Below are 15,879 nucleotides of genomic sequence, written 5' to 3' on the forward strand. Positions count from 1 at the left end.
ACCTTCGAAGCTTCCTTGTCATCCCTGTTCGCAGAGAAAGAAGCTTCCCATGAACACACCGAACCAGAAGATCGCCGTCGTCTCCGGCGGCTCGCGCGGCATCGGCGCCGCCGTGGCGCGCCGCCTCGCGCGCGACGGCATCACCGTCGCGCTGCTGCACCGGAGCAATGCCGCCGCGGCCGAGGCGGTGGTGCGCGGCATCGTCGCCGAGGGCGGCCGCGCGTCCGCGTTCCAGGCCGACGTCACCGACGAGGCCGCGGCGAACGCGGCCGTGGCCGCCATCGCCGAGGCCTACGGCCACATCGACATCCTCGTGCACGCGGCCGGCACCTTCGTCGCGGCGCCGGTGGGCGAGCTCACGCGCGCCATGTTCGTCGAGCAGATGGACACCCATGCCTGGAGCACCATCGTGCTGACGCAGGCCGTGCTGCCGCATATCCCGAAGGCGGGCGGTGCCATCGTCAACGTGTCGACCGATCTGGTCCACATCCCCGGTGGCGGCACCGCGCTGTACTCCGCGGCCAAGGGCGCGGTCGAGGTGCTCACCAAGGGCTTCGCGATGGAGCTCGGCGCGCGCAACATCCGCGTCAACGCGGTGGCGCCCGCGATCACGCGCACCGACATGACCTCGGGCATCCCGGCCGATCACCTGCGCGAGGAGACCGCGCTCACGCCGCTGGGCCGGCTGGCCGAGCCCGAGGACATCGCCGACGTGGTGGCGTTCCTCGCGTCGAACGATGCGCGCTGGGTGACGGGGCGCACGGTGCTGACCGACGGCGGGCGGATCTAGGCTTCAGCGCTCGAACAGCAACTGGTCGAGCCTGGGCGGCGGCGTGCTGTCCAGCGAGGCCGACCAGGCCTCGAGCTGGTCGAGCACGCGCTTGAGGCGCTGCCCCGCCTCGCTGAGGCCGTACAGCGCATGCGCGCCGCCGGCTTCGTCGTCATGCCGCTGCACCAGCCGCGCTGCCGCGAGCTCGGCGAGCCGCTCGCCGAGCACCTTGGCGGACACGCCCGGCAGCCGGCGCGCGAGCTCGCCATGCCGCAGCGGCGCCGCGGCCAGGTGCCAGAGGATCAGTGCGCTCCAGCGATGGCCCAGCAGCGCGAGCCAGTGCTCGACCGGGCATTCGGCGGGCAGGCGCGGCTGCGGTGGCGTCGGGGTGCGGGCGCCGTGGATCGGTTCGACGACGGGTGCGATTTCCATTTGGTAAGTCTCGCCGGGCAATGCTCGAATGATGCCCGTCATCGAGGAGCATCGACATGCCTGCCGTCACCCATCCCGCCGAACTCAACCCGCGCTTCGCCGCGCTCTACAACGCACGCGACCTGGCGGGCCTGCTGTCGCTCTACGAGCAGGACGCCGCGCATCACAACGCGCAGACCGCCGCGACCGACCATGGCCTCGCGGCCATCGAGGCTTCGCTGCGGGCGCTGCTCGCGCTCGGCGGCACCATGACTTCGGTCAACAACTTCTGCGTGGTCAGCGGCGAGCTCGCGCTGCTGCGCGCGGACTGGACCCTTCGCGCGGCGGACGGCGACGTGATCGCGCAGGGCAGCTCGGCCGAGATCGCGCGGCGGCAGGACGACGGGGGCTGGAAGAGCGTGATCGATCACGCGATCGGCGCGAGCCTGGCGCGCGTGGCCTGAGCCGGCACCACCGCGCATCCTCGCATCGATGGCGCGGGCCGCGCATGCATGGCCCGTGCGCCGCAAGGATGTCATCCCCGCTTCATCCGAGCTTCACACGATCCCGTTTTTCACAAGAGGGGATCAGTCTTGAAACGCATTCTGAGCGCGTCCGCATTGGCGGCCGCGATGTTGCTCGCTGCCTGCGGCGGCGGTGGTGGTTCGTCGGTGGCCTTCATTCCGCCGCCCGCATCGGGTGGCGGTGGCGATACGCCCGGCACGCCCACGGCCCAGCCGATGGATCTGACGATCCTGCACATCAACGACCATCACTCGAACCTCGACAGCAAGACCAAGACCTTGCAGCTGCGCAGCGCCAGCGGTGGTGCGCCCGGCCCGGTGCAGGTCGATGCGGGCGGTTTCCCGCGCGTCACGGCCGCCATCGAGGCGCTGGCCGCGAAGTCCACCAACGTGCTCAAGCTGCACGCGGGCGATGCGCAGACCGGCACGCTCTATTTCAACCGCGCGGGCGCCGACGGCGAGGCCGATGCCGCGCTGATGAACACCGTCTGCTTCGATGCCTTCACGCTCGGCAACCACGAGTTCGACAAGGGCGACAGCGGCCTGAAGAAGTTCATCGACTTCCTGCACAAGGGCGCGTGCAAGACGCCGGTGCTGAGCGCCAACGTCGACTTCGGCACGAGTTCCGCGCTCCACCCCTCGCGCGCGCCGGGCTACGTCAACAAGTCCATCGTCGTGCAGCGCGGCGGCCAGTCGATCGGCCTCGTGGGCCTGACGATCGCGGCCAAGACCAAGGCCTCGTCGAGCCCCGACCCCGACACCACCTTCGAGGACGAGGCCGTCGCGGCCCAGCGCGAGATCGATGCGCTGAAGGCGCGCGGCGTGAACAAGATCATCGTGATGAGCCACATCGGCTACGAGTACGACAAGACCGTGATCGCCAAGCTCAGCGGCGTGGACGTGGTGGTCGGCGGCGACTCGCACACGCTGGTCGGGCCGGCCGGGCTGACGGCCTATGGCGTGGGCTCGCCCGCGGGGGCCTATCCCACGCGCGCGACCGACAAGGACGGCAAGCCCGTCTGCCTGGTGCAGGCCTGGGAATACAGCCAGGTGGTGGGCGAGCTCAAGGTGTCCTTCGACGCGCAGGGCAACGTGACGAACTGCGCCGGCACGCCGCATGTGCTGATCGGCGACGAGTTCAAGGTCGGCAGCGCTTCCAACGCGCCGGCCGCCACGCCCGAGCAGAACACGGCGATCCTGGCCGACGTCGCGGCCAGCGGCTTCCTGCGCGTGACCACGCCCAGCGTGGCTGCCGCGGCGGTGCTCAAGCCCTTCAAGGACAAGGTGGACGCGTTCACGAAGAGCGAGGTGGCCCTGGTGCCGACCGAGCTGTGCTCGCGCCGCGTGCCCGGCGGCGTGGGAACGGTCGACTACAGCCGTTCGAGCGTGGCCTGCAATGCGCTGGGCGAGGTCAGCCTGCGCGGCGGCGACATCCAGCAGCTCGTGGCCCAGGCCTACGTCGACGTGGCCAATGCCGAGTACGGCGGTGCCGACATCTCGCTGCAGAGCGGCGGTGGCGTGCGCGTGCCGCTCAACGGCCGCGTGACCGCCGCGAACGTGATCGAGGTGCTGCCCTTCGGCAACATGCTGTTCCGTCTCGACATCACCGGCCAGGAGGTCAAGCGCATGCTCGAGGACGGCATGCAGGCGGTCTACGGTCCCGGCGGCTCGACCGGCCCGTATCCCTACACCGGCAACCTGCGCTTCGACGTGGACGCGACCAAGGCCGAGGGCAGCCGCGTCGCCAACATCGAGGTGCGCAATGCCGCGGCCAACACCTGGGGCCCGCTGGACCTGACCAAGACCTACAAGCTCTTCGTGCTGAGCTTCAACGCCACCGGCGGCGACGGCTACAAGACCCTGGCCGCCGTGCCCGCCGCGCGCCGCCTCGACATCGGCGTGCTCGACGCGGACGTGTTCCAGACCTACATCGACGGGCAGGCCAAGGACGTGGGGACGGGGCTGCCGCTGCTGCGCAAGCTCGATGGGGCGCTGTACAGCACGAAGTCGTATGTGAAGCCCTGAGGGGCCGAACCAGCGGGCCGCGAGGCGCGGCTCGCTTCCCCAGCTTCGCCGCCAGCGGATGGACGTCCGCTGGCGGCGAATTCGTTTTCAATCCAAGTTGGTGCGAATTCGAACCTTATCTCTACGATTCTCATTACTTTGGTGCATAACCTTGAACTGTTTGTGCATGAGAATGCACGGTTTTGGTTAGAACGCACCTTTTTGGAGATAGAGGAATGAAGCACGCCAGCGCCCAAGACTTCCTGGCCCACGTGGCCCAGCGCAATCCCGGGCAGCCCGAATACCTGCAGGCCGTGACGGAGGTCATCCAGAGCCTGTGGCCCTTCATCGCACAGCATCCGCGCTACCAGACGCAGGCGCTGCTGGAGCGGCTGGTGGAGCCCGAGCGCGTGATCACCTTCCGTGTCTGCTGGACCGACGACCACGGCGACGTGCAGGTCAACCGCGGCTACCGCATCCAGCACAGCCTGGCCATCGGCCCGTACAAGGGCGGCCTGCGCTTCCATCCGTCCGTGAACCTGTCGATCCTGAAGTTCCTGGCCTTCGAGCAGACCTTCAAGAATGCGCTGACCACGCTGCCGATGGGCGGCGGCAAGGGCGGTTCCGACTTCGATCCCAAGGGCCGCAGCCAGGGCGAGGTCATGCGCTTCTGCCAGGCCTTCGCCACCGAGCTGTTCCGCCACGTGGGCGCCTACACCGACGTGCCCGCGGGCGACATCGGCGTGGGCGGCCGCGAGGTGGGCTACCTCACCGGCATGGTCAAGAAGCTCACCAACCGCGCCGACTGCGTGTTCACCGGCAAGGGCCTCTCGTTCGGCGGCTCGCTGATCCGGCCCGAGGCCACGGGCTACGGCAACGTCTATTTCGCGCAGGAGATGCTGCAGACGCGCGGGCGCAGCTTCGAGGGCCTGCGCGTGTCGGTCTCGGGCGCGGGCAACGTCGCCCAGTACACGATCGAGAAGGCCATGGCGCTCGGAGCCAAGGTGGTCACGGTGTCCGACTCCAGCGGCACGGTGGTCGACGAGTCGGGCTTCACCGCCGAGAAGCTCGCGGTGCTGATGGACGTGAAGAACCACCACTACGGCCGCGTGAGCGACTACGCCGAGCGCGTCGGCGCGAAGTTCGTCGCCGGTGCCACGCCGTGGCATGTGCCGGTGGACGTGGCGCTGCCCAGCGCGACCCAGAACGAGCTCGACGTCGAGGACGCGAAGACGCTGGTGAAGAACGGCGTGGTCTGCGTGGCCGAGGGCGCGAACATGCCCTCCACCATCGAGGCGGTCAAGGTGTTCGAGGCGGCCGACGTGCTGTATGCGCCGGGCAAGGCCAGCAATGCCGGCGGCGTCGCCACCTCGGGCCTGGAGATGAGCCAGAACGCCGCGCGCCTGTCATGGCCGCGCGAGGAGGTCGACGCGCGCCTGCTGCAGATCATGCGCAGCATCCACGAGGCCTGCCTGGCCCACGGGCGCCGCGAGGACGGTCGCGTGAGCTATGTCGACGGCGCGAACGTGGCGGGCTTCGTCAAGGTGGCGGATGCGATGTTGGCGCAGGGTGTGGTTTGAGTCGTGAGGGTGGAGAACTGAATTCAGTCCATAATCGGTCCTTCTTTCGCGGAAGGACAGGCCCGATGAAGTTCTCGACCCAAGTCAAACCCATCAGCTATCTCAAGAGCCACGCTGCGGAGATCGTCAAGGACATCTCCGAAAGTCGCGAACCTCTGTTGATCACCCAGAACGGCGAGGCGAAGCTCGTGGTGATGGATGTCCGTTCCTATGAAGAGCACGAAGAGACGCTTGCGTTGCTGAAGCTCCTGGCATTGGGCAATCGCGAGATCGAGCAGGGACGGTTTCGCGATGCCGACGAGGTGTTTGCCGACCTGGACAAAGAAGATCTCGAATGAGGGTCGTTTTCCTGCGGTCCGCCGAAGCGGACCTCAAGGACCTGAGAACCTACATCGTCAGGAAATTCGGCAAGAAGGAATGGCTTGCGAGCTATGCCAGGCTCAAGCAATCCGTGGCAATGATCGAGGAACATCCGCAGCTCGGCCGGATTCCCCCCGAACTCGAGGACCTCAACATTGCCCAGTACCGGCAGATCCTCTCGGGCATGAACAGGATCATCTATGAGGTTCGCGGCGACGTCGTCTACATCCACATCGTCTGCGACGCGAGGCGGGATCTTCAGGGACTGCTGATGAAGCGGATCGTGGGCTCGTGAGCTTCGATGTCGTTGCCGAGTGGAGTGCCCCGCCGTTCGGCTATCCCGCCTTCAACGCCCCGCTGAACTTGTAGCTGCCGAGCACCAGCCCCGACGGCGTCGTCTTGCTGCCCACCAGCTCGAAGGCCCGCGCCGGCAAGCCCTGCGCGAAAAGGCGCTTGCCGGTGCCCAGCAGCACCGGATAGACGATCAGCATCATCTCGTCGACCAGCCCGTGCTCGAGGAGCGCCGATGTCAGCGTCGAGCTGCCCCAGAGCACGAGGTCCGGGCCGGCGCTCGACTTGAGGCGGCCAACGCTCTCGGCGATGTCCGGTCCGAGGCCTTCGAACGGACCCCAGGCCAGGCTCTCGGGGCGATGCGTAACGACGTACTTGGTCGCCGCATTCAAGCCGTCCGCCATCGGCCCGCCCGGAGCCTTGGGCCAGAAGCCAGACCACAGGTCGTAGGTGCGGCGGCCCAGCAGCAGGTCGAAGCGTTCGCCGTGCGCGGCGAGGACTTCGTCGCGGCCCTCGGGCGTGCGGTAGGGCGCGGTCCAGTCGCCATGCGGGAAGCCGTCCTCGCTGGAGGACTGGATCACGCCGTCTAGCGATACGTGTTCCATGATCTTGAGCTTTCTCATGCGGGTCTCCTCGGTGGGGTTGGAGATTCAGGGGGCCGGAGTTTGACATCCAAGGCCTGCATTTGCTTGTGGGCCGATTCCTGTTGCTGTCTGCAAAAGAAGTTCAGAACGAGCGCGTGCCGCCTCCGAAATCCCACACCGGCGGCCAGCTGTCGATGCTGTCCGTCTTTCGCTGCCATGTGTAGCGGTGATTGCCCACCAATTCGGTTTCCAGGTGCACGACAGCTGCGATGCCATCGAGGCTCTCGAGCAACCGCTCGAACTTGACGAGCCATGCTTCCCATTCCAGTTCGATTGCCTTGAACGACGCGCCGAAATGAATGACACGGAAGGTATAGGCCACGTTGACTTCCACGCTCGAGGTCATGCTGAACATCGAGCGAACGAGGAATGGCCATTCATCCTGCTCGGGGAGTGCCAGGAGCGCTGCGTCGTTGAGAGTGTCGGCGTCCGGTTTGCTCGGTCGCGAGTGAAACACTTCGATCGCGCCGTATACGAGAGTCTGGTGGCCCATGGTGTGGATCTCGGTCTGCTTCCATGAAGATGTGATGCTGGCAAACGGTGCTCGTCAGGCATGACGAGCGACATGTCTCAACGCGGATGCGCCGCCTTCCAGAACGCCTCGACCGCCGTGCCCATCGGCTCGCGTCCGCGGTACAGCCGCACCTGCAGCGGCACGACCCATTCCTCGCCACCGGCCGGCACCAGCGTTCCCGCCGCGATGTCCTCGTCGATCAATGTCCTCGGCAGCCACGCAATCCCCCGCCCATCGAGCGCCATGGTCCGCAGCACCGAGGCCAGGTGCGCGGTGAACACCACCTTCGGTGCCAGCGCATCGAGCCGGCGGCCCAGCACGGCCTGCGCGATCCGCCCCAGCCCCGATTCCTGGCTGTAGGCGAGCAGCGGCACGGGCGCGGTGGCGTTCTTGCCCAGCACGTGCCGCGCGCGACCCCTGGCACCGCGCGCGCTGACCGGCACCAGCGCGTCGGCGCCGATCTGCGTCGACGGCGCGTCCGAGCCATCGAGAGAGTTCGCGGCCTCGGGATGCGCATGGCTCAGCACGAACTGCACCTTGCCCTGCGACAGCAGCAGTTCGCAGCGCGGCAGCAGGTCGGACATGAGCTGCACCGGGCCCAGCGCCACGCGCGATTCGAGCGTGCGCAGCCAGCGCGGCAGGAAGGTGAACGAGAGCGCGTGCGTGGCGGCGAGCCGCAGGGTCGCGGCATCGGCTTCGTTCACGGCGCGCGCATCGGCCGGAATGCGGTCGACGCGCGCACGCAGCTCGCGCGCGACCGTGCCGAACCATTCGCCCGCGGGCGTGAGCGTGGCGGGCTGGCCGCTGCGGTCGAACAGCTCGGTGCCCAGCCATTCCTCGAGCGCGCGCACGCGCCGGCTGAAGGCCGGCTGGGTCAGGTGGCGCTCCTCGGCCGCGCGCGAGAAGTTGCCCGTTTCGGCCAGCACCAGGAAGTCGTCGAGCCAGAGGAAATTCATGGCGGTGCTTTCAAGGCATCGAAGTCTAGAAAAAGGGCATTGGCCGGATCGGCGCCGCGCGGCCACCATCGGGTCTTCCTCAGCTCCTGGAGACCTCCCGTGAAGATCGTCGAGATCCGCGAACAGACCATCCCGATCAGTTCGCCCATCCGCAATGCGTACATCGACTTTAGCAAGATGACCCTGAGCCTCGTGGCGGTGATCACCGACGTGGTCCGCGACGGCAAGCCGGTGGTCGGCTACGGCTTCAATTCGAACGGCCGCTACGGCCAGGGCACGCTGATGCGCGAGCGCTTCATTCCGCGCATTCTCGAAGCGCAGCCCGACACGCTGCTCGACGCGAGCGGCCGTAACCTCGATCCGCACAAGGTGTGGGACACGATGTTCAAGAACGAAAAGCCCGGCGGCCACGGCGAGCGCTCGGTGGCCATCGGCACCATCGACATGGCGGTGTGGGACGCGGTGGCGAAGATCGAGGGCAAGCCGCTGTTCCAGCTGCTGGCCGAGCGCTACGGCAACGGCACGCCGAACCCGAAGGTCTTCGTCTATGCGGCCGGCGGCTACTACTACCCGGGCCAGGACCACGGCAAGCTCAAGGACGAGATGCGCAGCTACATCGACCGCGGCTACACGGTGGTCAAGAAGAAGATCGGCGGCGACTCGCTCGACGAGGACCTGCGCCGCATCGACTCGATCCTCGGCGTGCTGCAGGACGGCCAGAAGCTCTGCGTGGACGCGAACGGCCGCTTCGACCTCGACACGGCGATCGCCTATGCCAAGGCGCTGTCGCAATACGACCTGTTCTGGTACGAGGAAGCCGGCGATCCGCTCGACTTCGAGCTGCAGGCCACGCTGCGCAACTACTACGCCAACCCGATGGCCACGGGCGAGAACCTGTTCTCGATGCAGGACGCGCGCAACCTGATCCGCCACGGCGGCATGCGGCCCGACCGCGACTGGCTGCAGTTCGACTGCGCGCTCAGCTACGGCCTGGTCGAGTACCTGCGCACGCTCGACATGCTCAAGCAGCACGGCTGGTCCGCGAGCCGCTGCATCCCGCATGGCGGCCACCAGATGTCGCTCAACATCGCGGCCGGCCTGGGGCTCGGCGGCAACGAGTCCTACCCCGACTTGTTCCAGCCCTTCGGCGGCTTCCCCGACGGCGTGAAGGTGGAGAACGGCCACGTCACGCTGCCGCCGCTGCCGGGCATCGGCTTCGAGGGCAAGGCCGACCTGTACGCGCGGATGCGGGCGCTGTCGGATTGAGTGTCGGACGGAGGGGGCGATCGAACGCGCGGCCCGTGCGTCCGCTATATTCCGCCGGCCCCATCGCGGCCGGCGGGAGCGCAAGCCGCTGCGTCTCGCAACCCCTCAGGAGATCGAAGTGCATCCAAAGTTTTGCGGCCTCGTGGCCATCGTCGTGGCGCTGTCGGGCTGCAGCCTGTGGCCGAAGTCCGGCCCGTCCAGGGATGCGCCGAAGGCCGCGGCACCGAACGAGACCTACCACTCGGACCGGCCCAAGTCCTTCACCAACACCGCGGGCGTGTCGGTGCCCGAGAACCTGATGCTGCTGTGCCAGTACCGCGTGGGCAAGACGCTGGCGGAACAGGACGAGAAGAACCGGCAGTCGACCACGCCGCAGCGGCTTGAGTACGGCACGGGTGCGAGCGCGCCGCTGAAAGCTTGTTTGTCGGCCTACGGCTACCTGGAGCGCTGAGCGCGGCACTCATCCCGCGCCAGGGCGCAGCTCGGCGGGTGCATCCGACAGCTCGCCGACCAGGAAGTCCCTGAAGCTTTCGGCCGCCGGCGACAGTGCGCGGGCCCGCGCGCAGAACAGCGACAGGTGGCGGTCCACCGTCGGTGAGGTCAGCGGCCGCGACACCAGGCCGAAGGATTCGAGCATCGGCAGCACGCGGCTGGGCTGGGCCGTGATGCCGAAGCCGCCGCGCACCATGCCGAGCGCGGTGGTGATGAACGACACCTCGTGCGCCGGATGCAGCGCCAGCGCATCCGAGTGCTTGAACAGATCGGCCTGCAGCCGGTTCGTGAAGTCGGGCGTGAGGCTCACGAACGGATGCTGCAGCGCCTGCGCCCAGCTCACGCGGGCGCGCGCGGCCAGCGCATGGTCGCCCGGGCACACCAGCCGGATGCGATCGCGCATCAGGCTTTGCTGCAGCAATTCGGGCGGCGTCGGGCGCTGCGGCGCGATGCAGAGGTCGGCCTCGCCGCTCACGACCCGCGCGGTGGCCTGCTGGTTCAGCGAATCGAGCACGTAGACCGCGATCGCCGGATACCGGCGGCGGTAGCGATGGATCATTTCGGGCAGCGTCGTCGCCGCATAGAGCGGCGTGCAGGCGATGCGCACCGTGCCGCGCTTCTTCTGCTCGAGGTCCTGCGTGCTCTCGAGCGCGCGCGAGAGATCGTCGAGCACCTGCCGCGCGAGCGGATAGAACTCGCTGCCCGCTAGCGCGAGGGCGGTCGACCGCGTCGTGCGGTCGAACAGGCGCACCCCCACATTGCGTTCGAGATCGCGGATCAAGAGGCTCAGCGCCGAAGGCGTGAGATGGAGCCGGCGCGCCGCCGCGGCAAAGCTGCCGGCATCGGCGATGGCGACGAAGGCGCGCAACTGGCGCAGGGACACGTTTCCGATATTCATAAGACAAGCTCAACAGGGCCTAAAAAAGTCTAGCTTGTCTTAGCAATACCCGCTACCTACGATGCCCTTCATCCAAGACCAACACGAAGCGATTCCCCGATGCTGCGATTCGATCCCAACCTGCGGTGGCTGTTCACCGAATACCCGATGCTCGAGCGCTATGAGGCGGCCGCCAGGGCCGGCTTCTGCGGCGTGGAGGTGGCTTTTCCCTACGAGCATCCGGCGCGCGAGATCGCGGCCCGGCTCGAGGCCAACGGGCTTGCGCTGGTGCAGATCCTTTCGCCCTTCGACTGGGACGCCGGCGAGCGCGGCTACGCGGCGCTGCCGGGACTCGAGGCGCGGTTCCGGCAGAGCATCCGCACCGCGATCGACTACGCGGCGCAGGTGGGCGGTCCGATGATCCACGTGATGCCCGGCAACATCGGGCCGGACATGGACCGCGCCCGCTGCATGGACCTGTTCCAGGAGAACATCGCCTGGGCCGCCGACCAGGCCCGCGCGAGCGGGCTCACGCTGATCCTCGAGCCCTGCTGCCGCGCGCGCTTTCCCGACTTCCTCTACCACCGCATCGAGGAGGGCGTGGCGGTGGTCGAGGCGCTGGGCCGCGGCAACGTGAAGCTGTGCTTCGACACCTTCCACATCCAGACGGAGCAAGGTGCCATCGCCGAACGCCTGAAGGCCGCATGGCCTCACATCGGGCACATCCAGGTCGGCAGCGTGCCGGGCCGCAACGAACCGGGCACCGGCGAGATCCGTTTCCCCTACCTGTTCGAACTGATCGAGCAGATGGGTTGGGAGGGATGGATCGGCTGCGAGTACGCGCCTTCGGGCCACACGCTCGACACGCTGCAATGGGCCGCCGATCACGGCATCCGCGATCCGCGCACGGCAGCGGCCGCGCACTGAACAACACCACCCAAGAGGAGACGACCGCGATGCTCAGCGCCGCCGACAACGACATGCTCACCCGCACCGGGGCCCAGACACCGATGGGCCAGTTCTTCCGCCGCTTCTGGCAGCCCGTGGCGCTGTCGCGCGAACTGCCGGAGCGCGACGGCGCGCCGATGCGCGTGAACATCATGGGCGAGAGGCTGGTGGCCTTCCGCAACAGCGAGGGCGTGGTCGGACTGGTCGACGCGCGCTGCCCGCACCGCGGCGCGGACCTGTACTTCGGTCGCAACGAGAACTGCGCGATCCGCTGCGTGTTCCATGGCTGGCAGTTCGACCTGCAGGGGCGCCCGGTGGAACTGCCCAACGTGCCGCCCGGCGCGAGCTACCACCAGACGCTGCGGCTCAAGGCCTACCCGACGCGCGAGCACGGCGGCGTGGTCTGGGCCTACATGGGACCCGAACCCTGGGAGCGCGAATTGCCCGAGCTGCCGCAGCTCGAGTTCGCGGCGTTGCCGGAGTCGCACCGCTACGTCACCAAGAAGCTGCAGGAATGCAATTGGGCGCAATCGATCGAGGGCGCGCTCGACACCTCGCACTTCTCGTTCCTGCACATGCCGGCACCGGGCGTGCCCTCGAACGCGAACCCCGATGCGCCGGCCGACGAGAAGCGCCTGCGCTGGATCCGCGAGGACCCGCTGCCGCTGTTCTCGATCCTCGAGCACGAGGTCGGCTTCGTCGTGGGTGGCGCGCGGCGCGCCGACGATGGCGTGCGCTACTGGCGCAGCGCGCAGTTCGCGCTGCCCTCGCACAGCACCACGCCCTCCACGCTGCCCGGCGAGACCCACTTCGGCTACACCTGGGTGCCGATCGACGACGAGAACTGCTGGATCTACACCTATGCGTGGAACCCGGATCGCCCGCTCGGCGAGGAGGAGGTCGCGAAGTTCAAGGAAGGCCACGGCGTGATCGCGGAGGTGGATGCGGACTTCATCCCGATCCGCAACCGCTCCAACGAATACCTGATCGACCGCGTCCACCAGAAGCACATCAGCTTCACCGGCGTGCGCGGCGTGGCCGAGCAGGACGCGATGATCCAGGACAGCCAGGGCCGCATCGCGGATCGGACGCAGGAACATCTGTCGGCCTCCGATGCCGCCGTGGTGCGTTTTCGCCGCACCGTGCTCACGGGCGCGAAGGCACTGGCGCGCGGCATCGAGCCCGAGGCGCCGCTGCGGCACGCGGCCTACCGTCTGCGCTCGGGAAGCTGGTTCGCTTCCGAGGGCGTGTCCTTCGAGCAGGTGATGCTCGAGCGCTTCGGCGACACCGTCGGCCGCATCGCACCGAGCGCCGAGGAGGCCACCAGCGCTCGCTAGCTTTTTCCCGTTTCCCGTTCCCGACAAGAAATCCTGGAGACAAGACACGATGAATCCGATGAAGAAGTTCCGCTGGCCCGCCGCGCTGGCGTTCGCGGCCTGTGCGCTGGTCGGTGCCGCCACCGTCCATGCGAGCACCTACCCGTCCAAGCCCATCAAGCTGATCATTCCCTACGCGGTCGGCGGCTCGACCGACCAGACGGGGCGGCTCATGGCCAAGTCCCTGTCCGAACGGCTCGGGCAGGCCGTGGTGGTCGAGAACCGCGCGGGCGCCGGCGGCACCCTGGGCCAGGACTTCGTGGCCAAGGCATCGGCCGACGGCTACACGCTGCTGTTCAGCGCCGCGGGTCCGCTCACGGTGACGCCGCACACCTATGCGAAGCTGAGCTACGACCCGGTCAAGTCCTTCGAGCCGATCGCGCTGGTGGCCACGCAACCGTTGCTGCTGGCCGTGAAGCCTGGCCTCAAGGCCGACAGCGTGGCCGAGTTGATCGCGCAGGCCAAGGCGAACCCTGGCAAGCTGTCGTACGGATCCTTCGGCAACGGCAGTGCTGCGCACCTGGCCGGGGAGTACTTCAAGACGCTGACCGGCGTGGACATGGTGCACGTGCCCTACAAGGGCAGCGGGCCCGCGCTGGTCGACCTGGTGGCGGGGCAGATCGACCTGATGTTCGACGTCTTCAGCACCTCGGCGCCGCTGGTCAAGGCCGGCAAGCTGCGCGCGCTCGCGATCACTTCCACCGAGCGCTCGCCGCAGTTCCCGCAGGTGCCGACCATGCAGCAGGCCGGCGTCGCGGGCTTCGAGGCCGGCACCTGGTTCGGGCTGCTGGCGCCGGCCGGCACGCCGCGGCCCGTCATCGACAAGCTCTCGGCCGCGGTCAACGCGGCGCTCGGCGAGAAGGAGCTGCAGGAGACGCTGGCCTCGCAGGGCGCGAGCGTGCGCGGCGGCACGCCCGAGCAGTTCAGGAGCTACTTCCTCGCCGAGTACGACAAGTGGGGGCGCATCGTGAAGTCGGCCGGCGTCACGGCCGACTGAGCGCGGCCCTTCTTCCGTTTTTCTTCCATCCGCCCCTCGTCAGGGGGCCGCTTTCCGTCATGAAACTTCTGAGCTATTCCCACCAGGGGCTGGCGCGCTGGGGCGCGCTCGTCGATGAACGCATCGTCGACCTGCAGGCCGCGTCGCAAGGGCGCTGCCCCACGCTGCGCAGCGCGCTCGCCCAACTGGACCTGCCCGCGATCGAGGCCTTGGCCCGGAGCGCCGTCCCCGGCGTCGCGCTCGGCGAGGTGACGCTGCTGCCGGTCGTGCCCGACGCGCCGCGCATCTTCTGCATCGGCCTCAACTACGAGGAGCACCGCGTCGAGGCGCGACGCGAGAAGACCGGCCAGCCGACCGTGTTCCTGCGCGTGGCGTCATCCCAGGTCGGCCACGGCCAGCCGATCGTGCTGCCGCGCGAATCCACCTGCCTCGACTACGAGGGCGAGATCGCGATCGTCATCGGCCGCGGTGGCCGGCGCATCCGCGAGCAGGATGCCTGGGCGCACGTGGCCGGCTATGCGCCCTACAACGATGCTTCGGTGCGCGACTGGCAGGCCCACACCACGCAGTGGACGCCGGGCAAGAACTTTCCCGCCACGGGCGGCTTCGGGCCCTGGATGGTCACGCGCGGCGAGATCGCCGACGGCCAGGAACTGGGTCTGGCCACGCGGCTCAACGGCGAGGTGGTGCAGCAGGCGACGACCGCGCAGCTGATCTTCCCGATGCCCACGCTGATCGCCTACATCTCGACCTTCACCGCGCTCGAGCCGGGCGACGTGATCGTGACCGGCACGCCCGGCGGCGTGGGTTTCAAGCGCCAGCCGCCGCTGTACCTGCGCGCGGGCGACGTGGTGGAGATCGAGGTGGAGGGCGTGGGCATCCTGTCGAACGCCGTGCAAGCCGAATGACGGACACGCGGCCGATCGAGGCGCGCATCGCCGCGCGCGCGAGCGTGGCGCCGGACATCTGCGCCCTCGAGATCGAGGCGCGCGACGGCACGCCGCTGCCGGCCTTCGATGCCGGCGCGCACATCGACGTGCATGTCGATGGCTTCGTGCGGCAGTACTCGCTGCTCGGCGCGCCGTGCGCGGCGCCCGCGCGCTATCGCATCGCGGTGCTGAAGACCGCCGCCTCGCGCGGCGGTTCCGAAGCAGTGCACGCCCGGCTGCACGCGGGCAGCGCGCTGCGGATCTCGATGCCGAGGAACCTGTTCCCGCTGCAGCCGCAAAGCCCATGGTCGCTGCTCGTCGCGGGCGGCATCGGCATCACGCCGCTGCTGAGCATGGCGGCGGCACTGCATGCGGCCGGCGCGCCATTCGAACTGCACTACTGCGCGCGCTCGCGCGGCGCCATGGCCTTCGTCGACGAGCTGCTGCGCTCGCCGTTCGCGCACGCAGTGGACTTGCATCCGGACGACGAGGCGGCGTTCGATGCCGCTAGGGTGCTGGCCGGCCGGCCCGCCGACGCGCGGCTCTATGTCTGCGGCCCGCGGGGCTTCATGGACCATGTGCTGCGCACCGCGAAGGCCGCGGGCTGGGACGAGCGCAGGTTGCACCACGAGTCCTTCCAGCCCGTGGCGGCGGCCCAAGGCGATCGCGGCTTCGAACTGGTTGCGGCGCGCAGCGGCAGGCGCATCGCCGTCGCGGCCAACGAGACGGCGCTGCAGGCGCTGCGGCGCGAAGGCATCGAGATCGCATCGTCCTGCGAGCAAGGGGTCTGCGGAAGCTGCCTCACACCGGTGCTCGAGGGCCGGGTCGAGCACCGCGATGCCTTTCTCACAGCGCAGGAACAGGCGCTGCACGACCAGTTCCTGCCGTGCTGTTCGCGCGCGCTCGGCGAGGTGTTGACGCTCGATCTCTGAGGCCGTTGC

Annotated in this window: 18 protein-coding genes; 13 read left to right on the forward strand and 5 right to left on the reverse strand. The window is 68.3% G+C overall.

Annotated elements, in window-relative coordinates:
- The first annotated feature begins 49 nt into the window (after positions 1-49).
- The gene (locus AC07RV_RS38345) at positions 50-790 is read left to right on the forward strand and encodes an SDR family NAD(P)-dependent oxidoreductase (RefSeq protein WP_093353122.1); all 741 of its coding nucleotides are present in this window, start codon (positions 50-52) and stop codon (positions 788-790) included.
- Between the two features lie 3 nt (positions 791-793).
- On the opposite strand, the gene AC07RV_RS38350 is transcribed toward AC07RV_RS38345, so the two are convergent.
- Positions 794-1,201 (reverse strand): winged helix-turn-helix transcriptional regulator, encoded by a 408-nt coding sequence (locus AC07RV_RS38350; protein WP_296787221.1) that lies wholly within the window; start codon positions 1,199-1,201, stop codon positions 794-796.
- Positions 1,202-1,257: 56 nt separating this feature from the next.
- Here AC07RV_RS38350 and AC07RV_RS38355 point away from each other — a divergent pair, with 56 nt between their 5' ends.
- The 5 genes from AC07RV_RS38355 (at position 1,258) to AC07RV_RS38375 (ending at position 5,943) form a co-directional block, all read left to right on the forward strand.
- A complete protein-coding gene (locus AC07RV_RS38355) occupies positions 1,258-1,644 on the forward strand; it encodes a YybH family protein (RefSeq protein ID WP_296787223.1) in 387 nt (128 codons plus the stop codon).
- Between the two features lie 168 nt (positions 1,645-1,812).
- The gene (locus AC07RV_RS38360; RefSeq protein ID WP_296787353.1) at positions 1,813-3,729 is read left to right on the forward strand and encodes a bifunctional metallophosphatase/5'-nucleotidase; all 1,917 of its coding nucleotides are present in this window, start codon (positions 1,813-1,815) and stop codon (positions 3,727-3,729) included.
- Positions 3,730-3,944: 215 nt separating this feature from the next.
- On the forward strand, positions 3,945-5,288 hold the full coding sequence (gene gdhA, locus AC07RV_RS38365) for an NADP-specific glutamate dehydrogenase (protein ID WP_296787225.1): 1,344 nt from the start codon (positions 3,945-3,947) through the stop codon (positions 5,286-5,288).
- A gap of 65 nt (positions 5,289-5,353) precedes the next feature.
- Positions 5,354-5,626, forward strand: coding sequence for a type II toxin-antitoxin system Phd/YefM family antitoxin (locus AC07RV_RS38370; protein ID WP_296787229.1), 273 nt, complete (start codon positions 5,354-5,356; stop codon positions 5,624-5,626).
- Positions 5,623-5,943 (forward strand): type II toxin-antitoxin system RelE/ParE family toxin, encoded by a 321-nt coding sequence (locus AC07RV_RS38375; RefSeq protein WP_296787232.1) that lies wholly within the window; start codon positions 5,623-5,625, stop codon positions 5,941-5,943. Before AC07RV_RS38370 ends, AC07RV_RS38375 begins: the two co-directional genes overlap by 4 nt.
- Before the next feature lie 40 nt (positions 5,944-5,983).
- Here the strand turns inward: AC07RV_RS38375 and AC07RV_RS38380 are convergent, their stop codons facing one another.
- The 3 genes from AC07RV_RS38380 to AC07RV_RS38390 form a co-directional block, all read right to left on the reverse strand.
- Positions 5,984-6,562: a dihydrofolate reductase family protein gene (locus tag AC07RV_RS38380; RefSeq protein WP_296787237.1), complete on the reverse strand. Its 579-nt coding sequence runs from the start codon at positions 6,560-6,562 to the stop codon at positions 5,984-5,986.
- Positions 6,563-6,665: 103 nt separating this feature from the next.
- Positions 6,666-7,076 (reverse strand): hypothetical protein, encoded by a 411-nt coding sequence (locus AC07RV_RS38385; protein WP_296787240.1) that lies wholly within the window; start codon positions 7,074-7,076, stop codon positions 6,666-6,668.
- 77 nt (positions 7,077-7,153) lie between these two features.
- Positions 7,154-8,053, reverse strand: coding sequence for a LysR family transcriptional regulator (locus AC07RV_RS38390; protein WP_296787243.1), 900 nt, complete (start codon positions 8,051-8,053; stop codon positions 7,154-7,156).
- Positions 8,054-8,152: 99 nt separating this feature from the next.
- Between AC07RV_RS38390 and AC07RV_RS38395 the strand changes: the two genes are divergently transcribed.
- On the forward strand, positions 8,153-9,319 hold the full coding sequence (locus tag AC07RV_RS38395) for a mandelate racemase/muconate lactonizing enzyme family protein (RefSeq protein WP_296787245.1): 1,167 nt from the start codon (positions 8,153-8,155) through the stop codon (positions 9,317-9,319).
- Between the two features lie 118 nt (positions 9,320-9,437).
- The gene (locus tag AC07RV_RS38400) at positions 9,438-9,770 is read left to right on the forward strand and encodes a hypothetical protein (RefSeq protein ID WP_296787247.1); all 333 of its coding nucleotides are present in this window, start codon (positions 9,438-9,440) and stop codon (positions 9,768-9,770) included.
- A 9-nt stretch (positions 9,771-9,779) separates the two neighbouring features.
- Here the strand turns inward: AC07RV_RS38400 and AC07RV_RS38405 are convergent, their stop codons facing one another.
- Positions 9,780-10,709 carry a LysR family transcriptional regulator gene (locus tag AC07RV_RS38405; RefSeq protein WP_093353152.1) on the reverse strand — a complete coding sequence of 310 codons (930 nt, stop codon included), beginning with the start codon at positions 10,707-10,709 and terminating at the stop codon, positions 9,780-9,782.
- 99 nt (positions 10,710-10,808) lie between these two features.
- Here AC07RV_RS38405 and AC07RV_RS38410 point away from each other — a divergent pair, with 99 nt between their 5' ends.
- From AC07RV_RS38410 to AC07RV_RS38430, 5 genes are read left to right on the forward strand one after another with little or no spacing between them, the layout of a single operon-like run.
- Positions 10,809-11,615 (forward strand): hydroxypyruvate isomerase family protein, encoded by an 807-nt coding sequence (locus AC07RV_RS38410; RefSeq protein ID WP_296787249.1) that lies wholly within the window; start codon positions 10,809-10,811, stop codon positions 11,613-11,615.
- Between the two features lie 29 nt (positions 11,616-11,644).
- Positions 11,645-12,973, forward strand: coding sequence for a Rieske 2Fe-2S domain-containing protein (locus AC07RV_RS38415; RefSeq protein ID WP_296787251.1), 1,329 nt, complete (start codon positions 11,645-11,647; stop codon positions 12,971-12,973).
- A 49-nt stretch (positions 12,974-13,022) separates the two neighbouring features.
- Positions 13,023-14,009, forward strand: coding sequence for a Bug family tripartite tricarboxylate transporter substrate binding protein (locus AC07RV_RS38420; RefSeq protein WP_208508594.1), 987 nt, complete (start codon positions 13,023-13,025; stop codon positions 14,007-14,009).
- A gap of 59 nt (positions 14,010-14,068) precedes the next feature.
- Positions 14,069-14,917 (forward strand): fumarylacetoacetate hydrolase family protein, encoded by an 849-nt coding sequence (locus tag AC07RV_RS38425; RefSeq protein WP_208508593.1) that lies wholly within the window; start codon positions 14,069-14,071, stop codon positions 14,915-14,917.
- Positions 14,914-15,870, forward strand: coding sequence for a PDR/VanB family oxidoreductase (locus AC07RV_RS38430; RefSeq protein WP_296787255.1), 957 nt, complete (start codon positions 14,914-14,916; stop codon positions 15,868-15,870). Before AC07RV_RS38425 ends, AC07RV_RS38430 begins: the two co-directional genes overlap by 4 nt.
- Positions 15,871-15,879 lie beyond the last annotated feature (9 nt).

The organism is Variovorax sp. GW821-FHT09B01, from assembly GCF_059418345.1.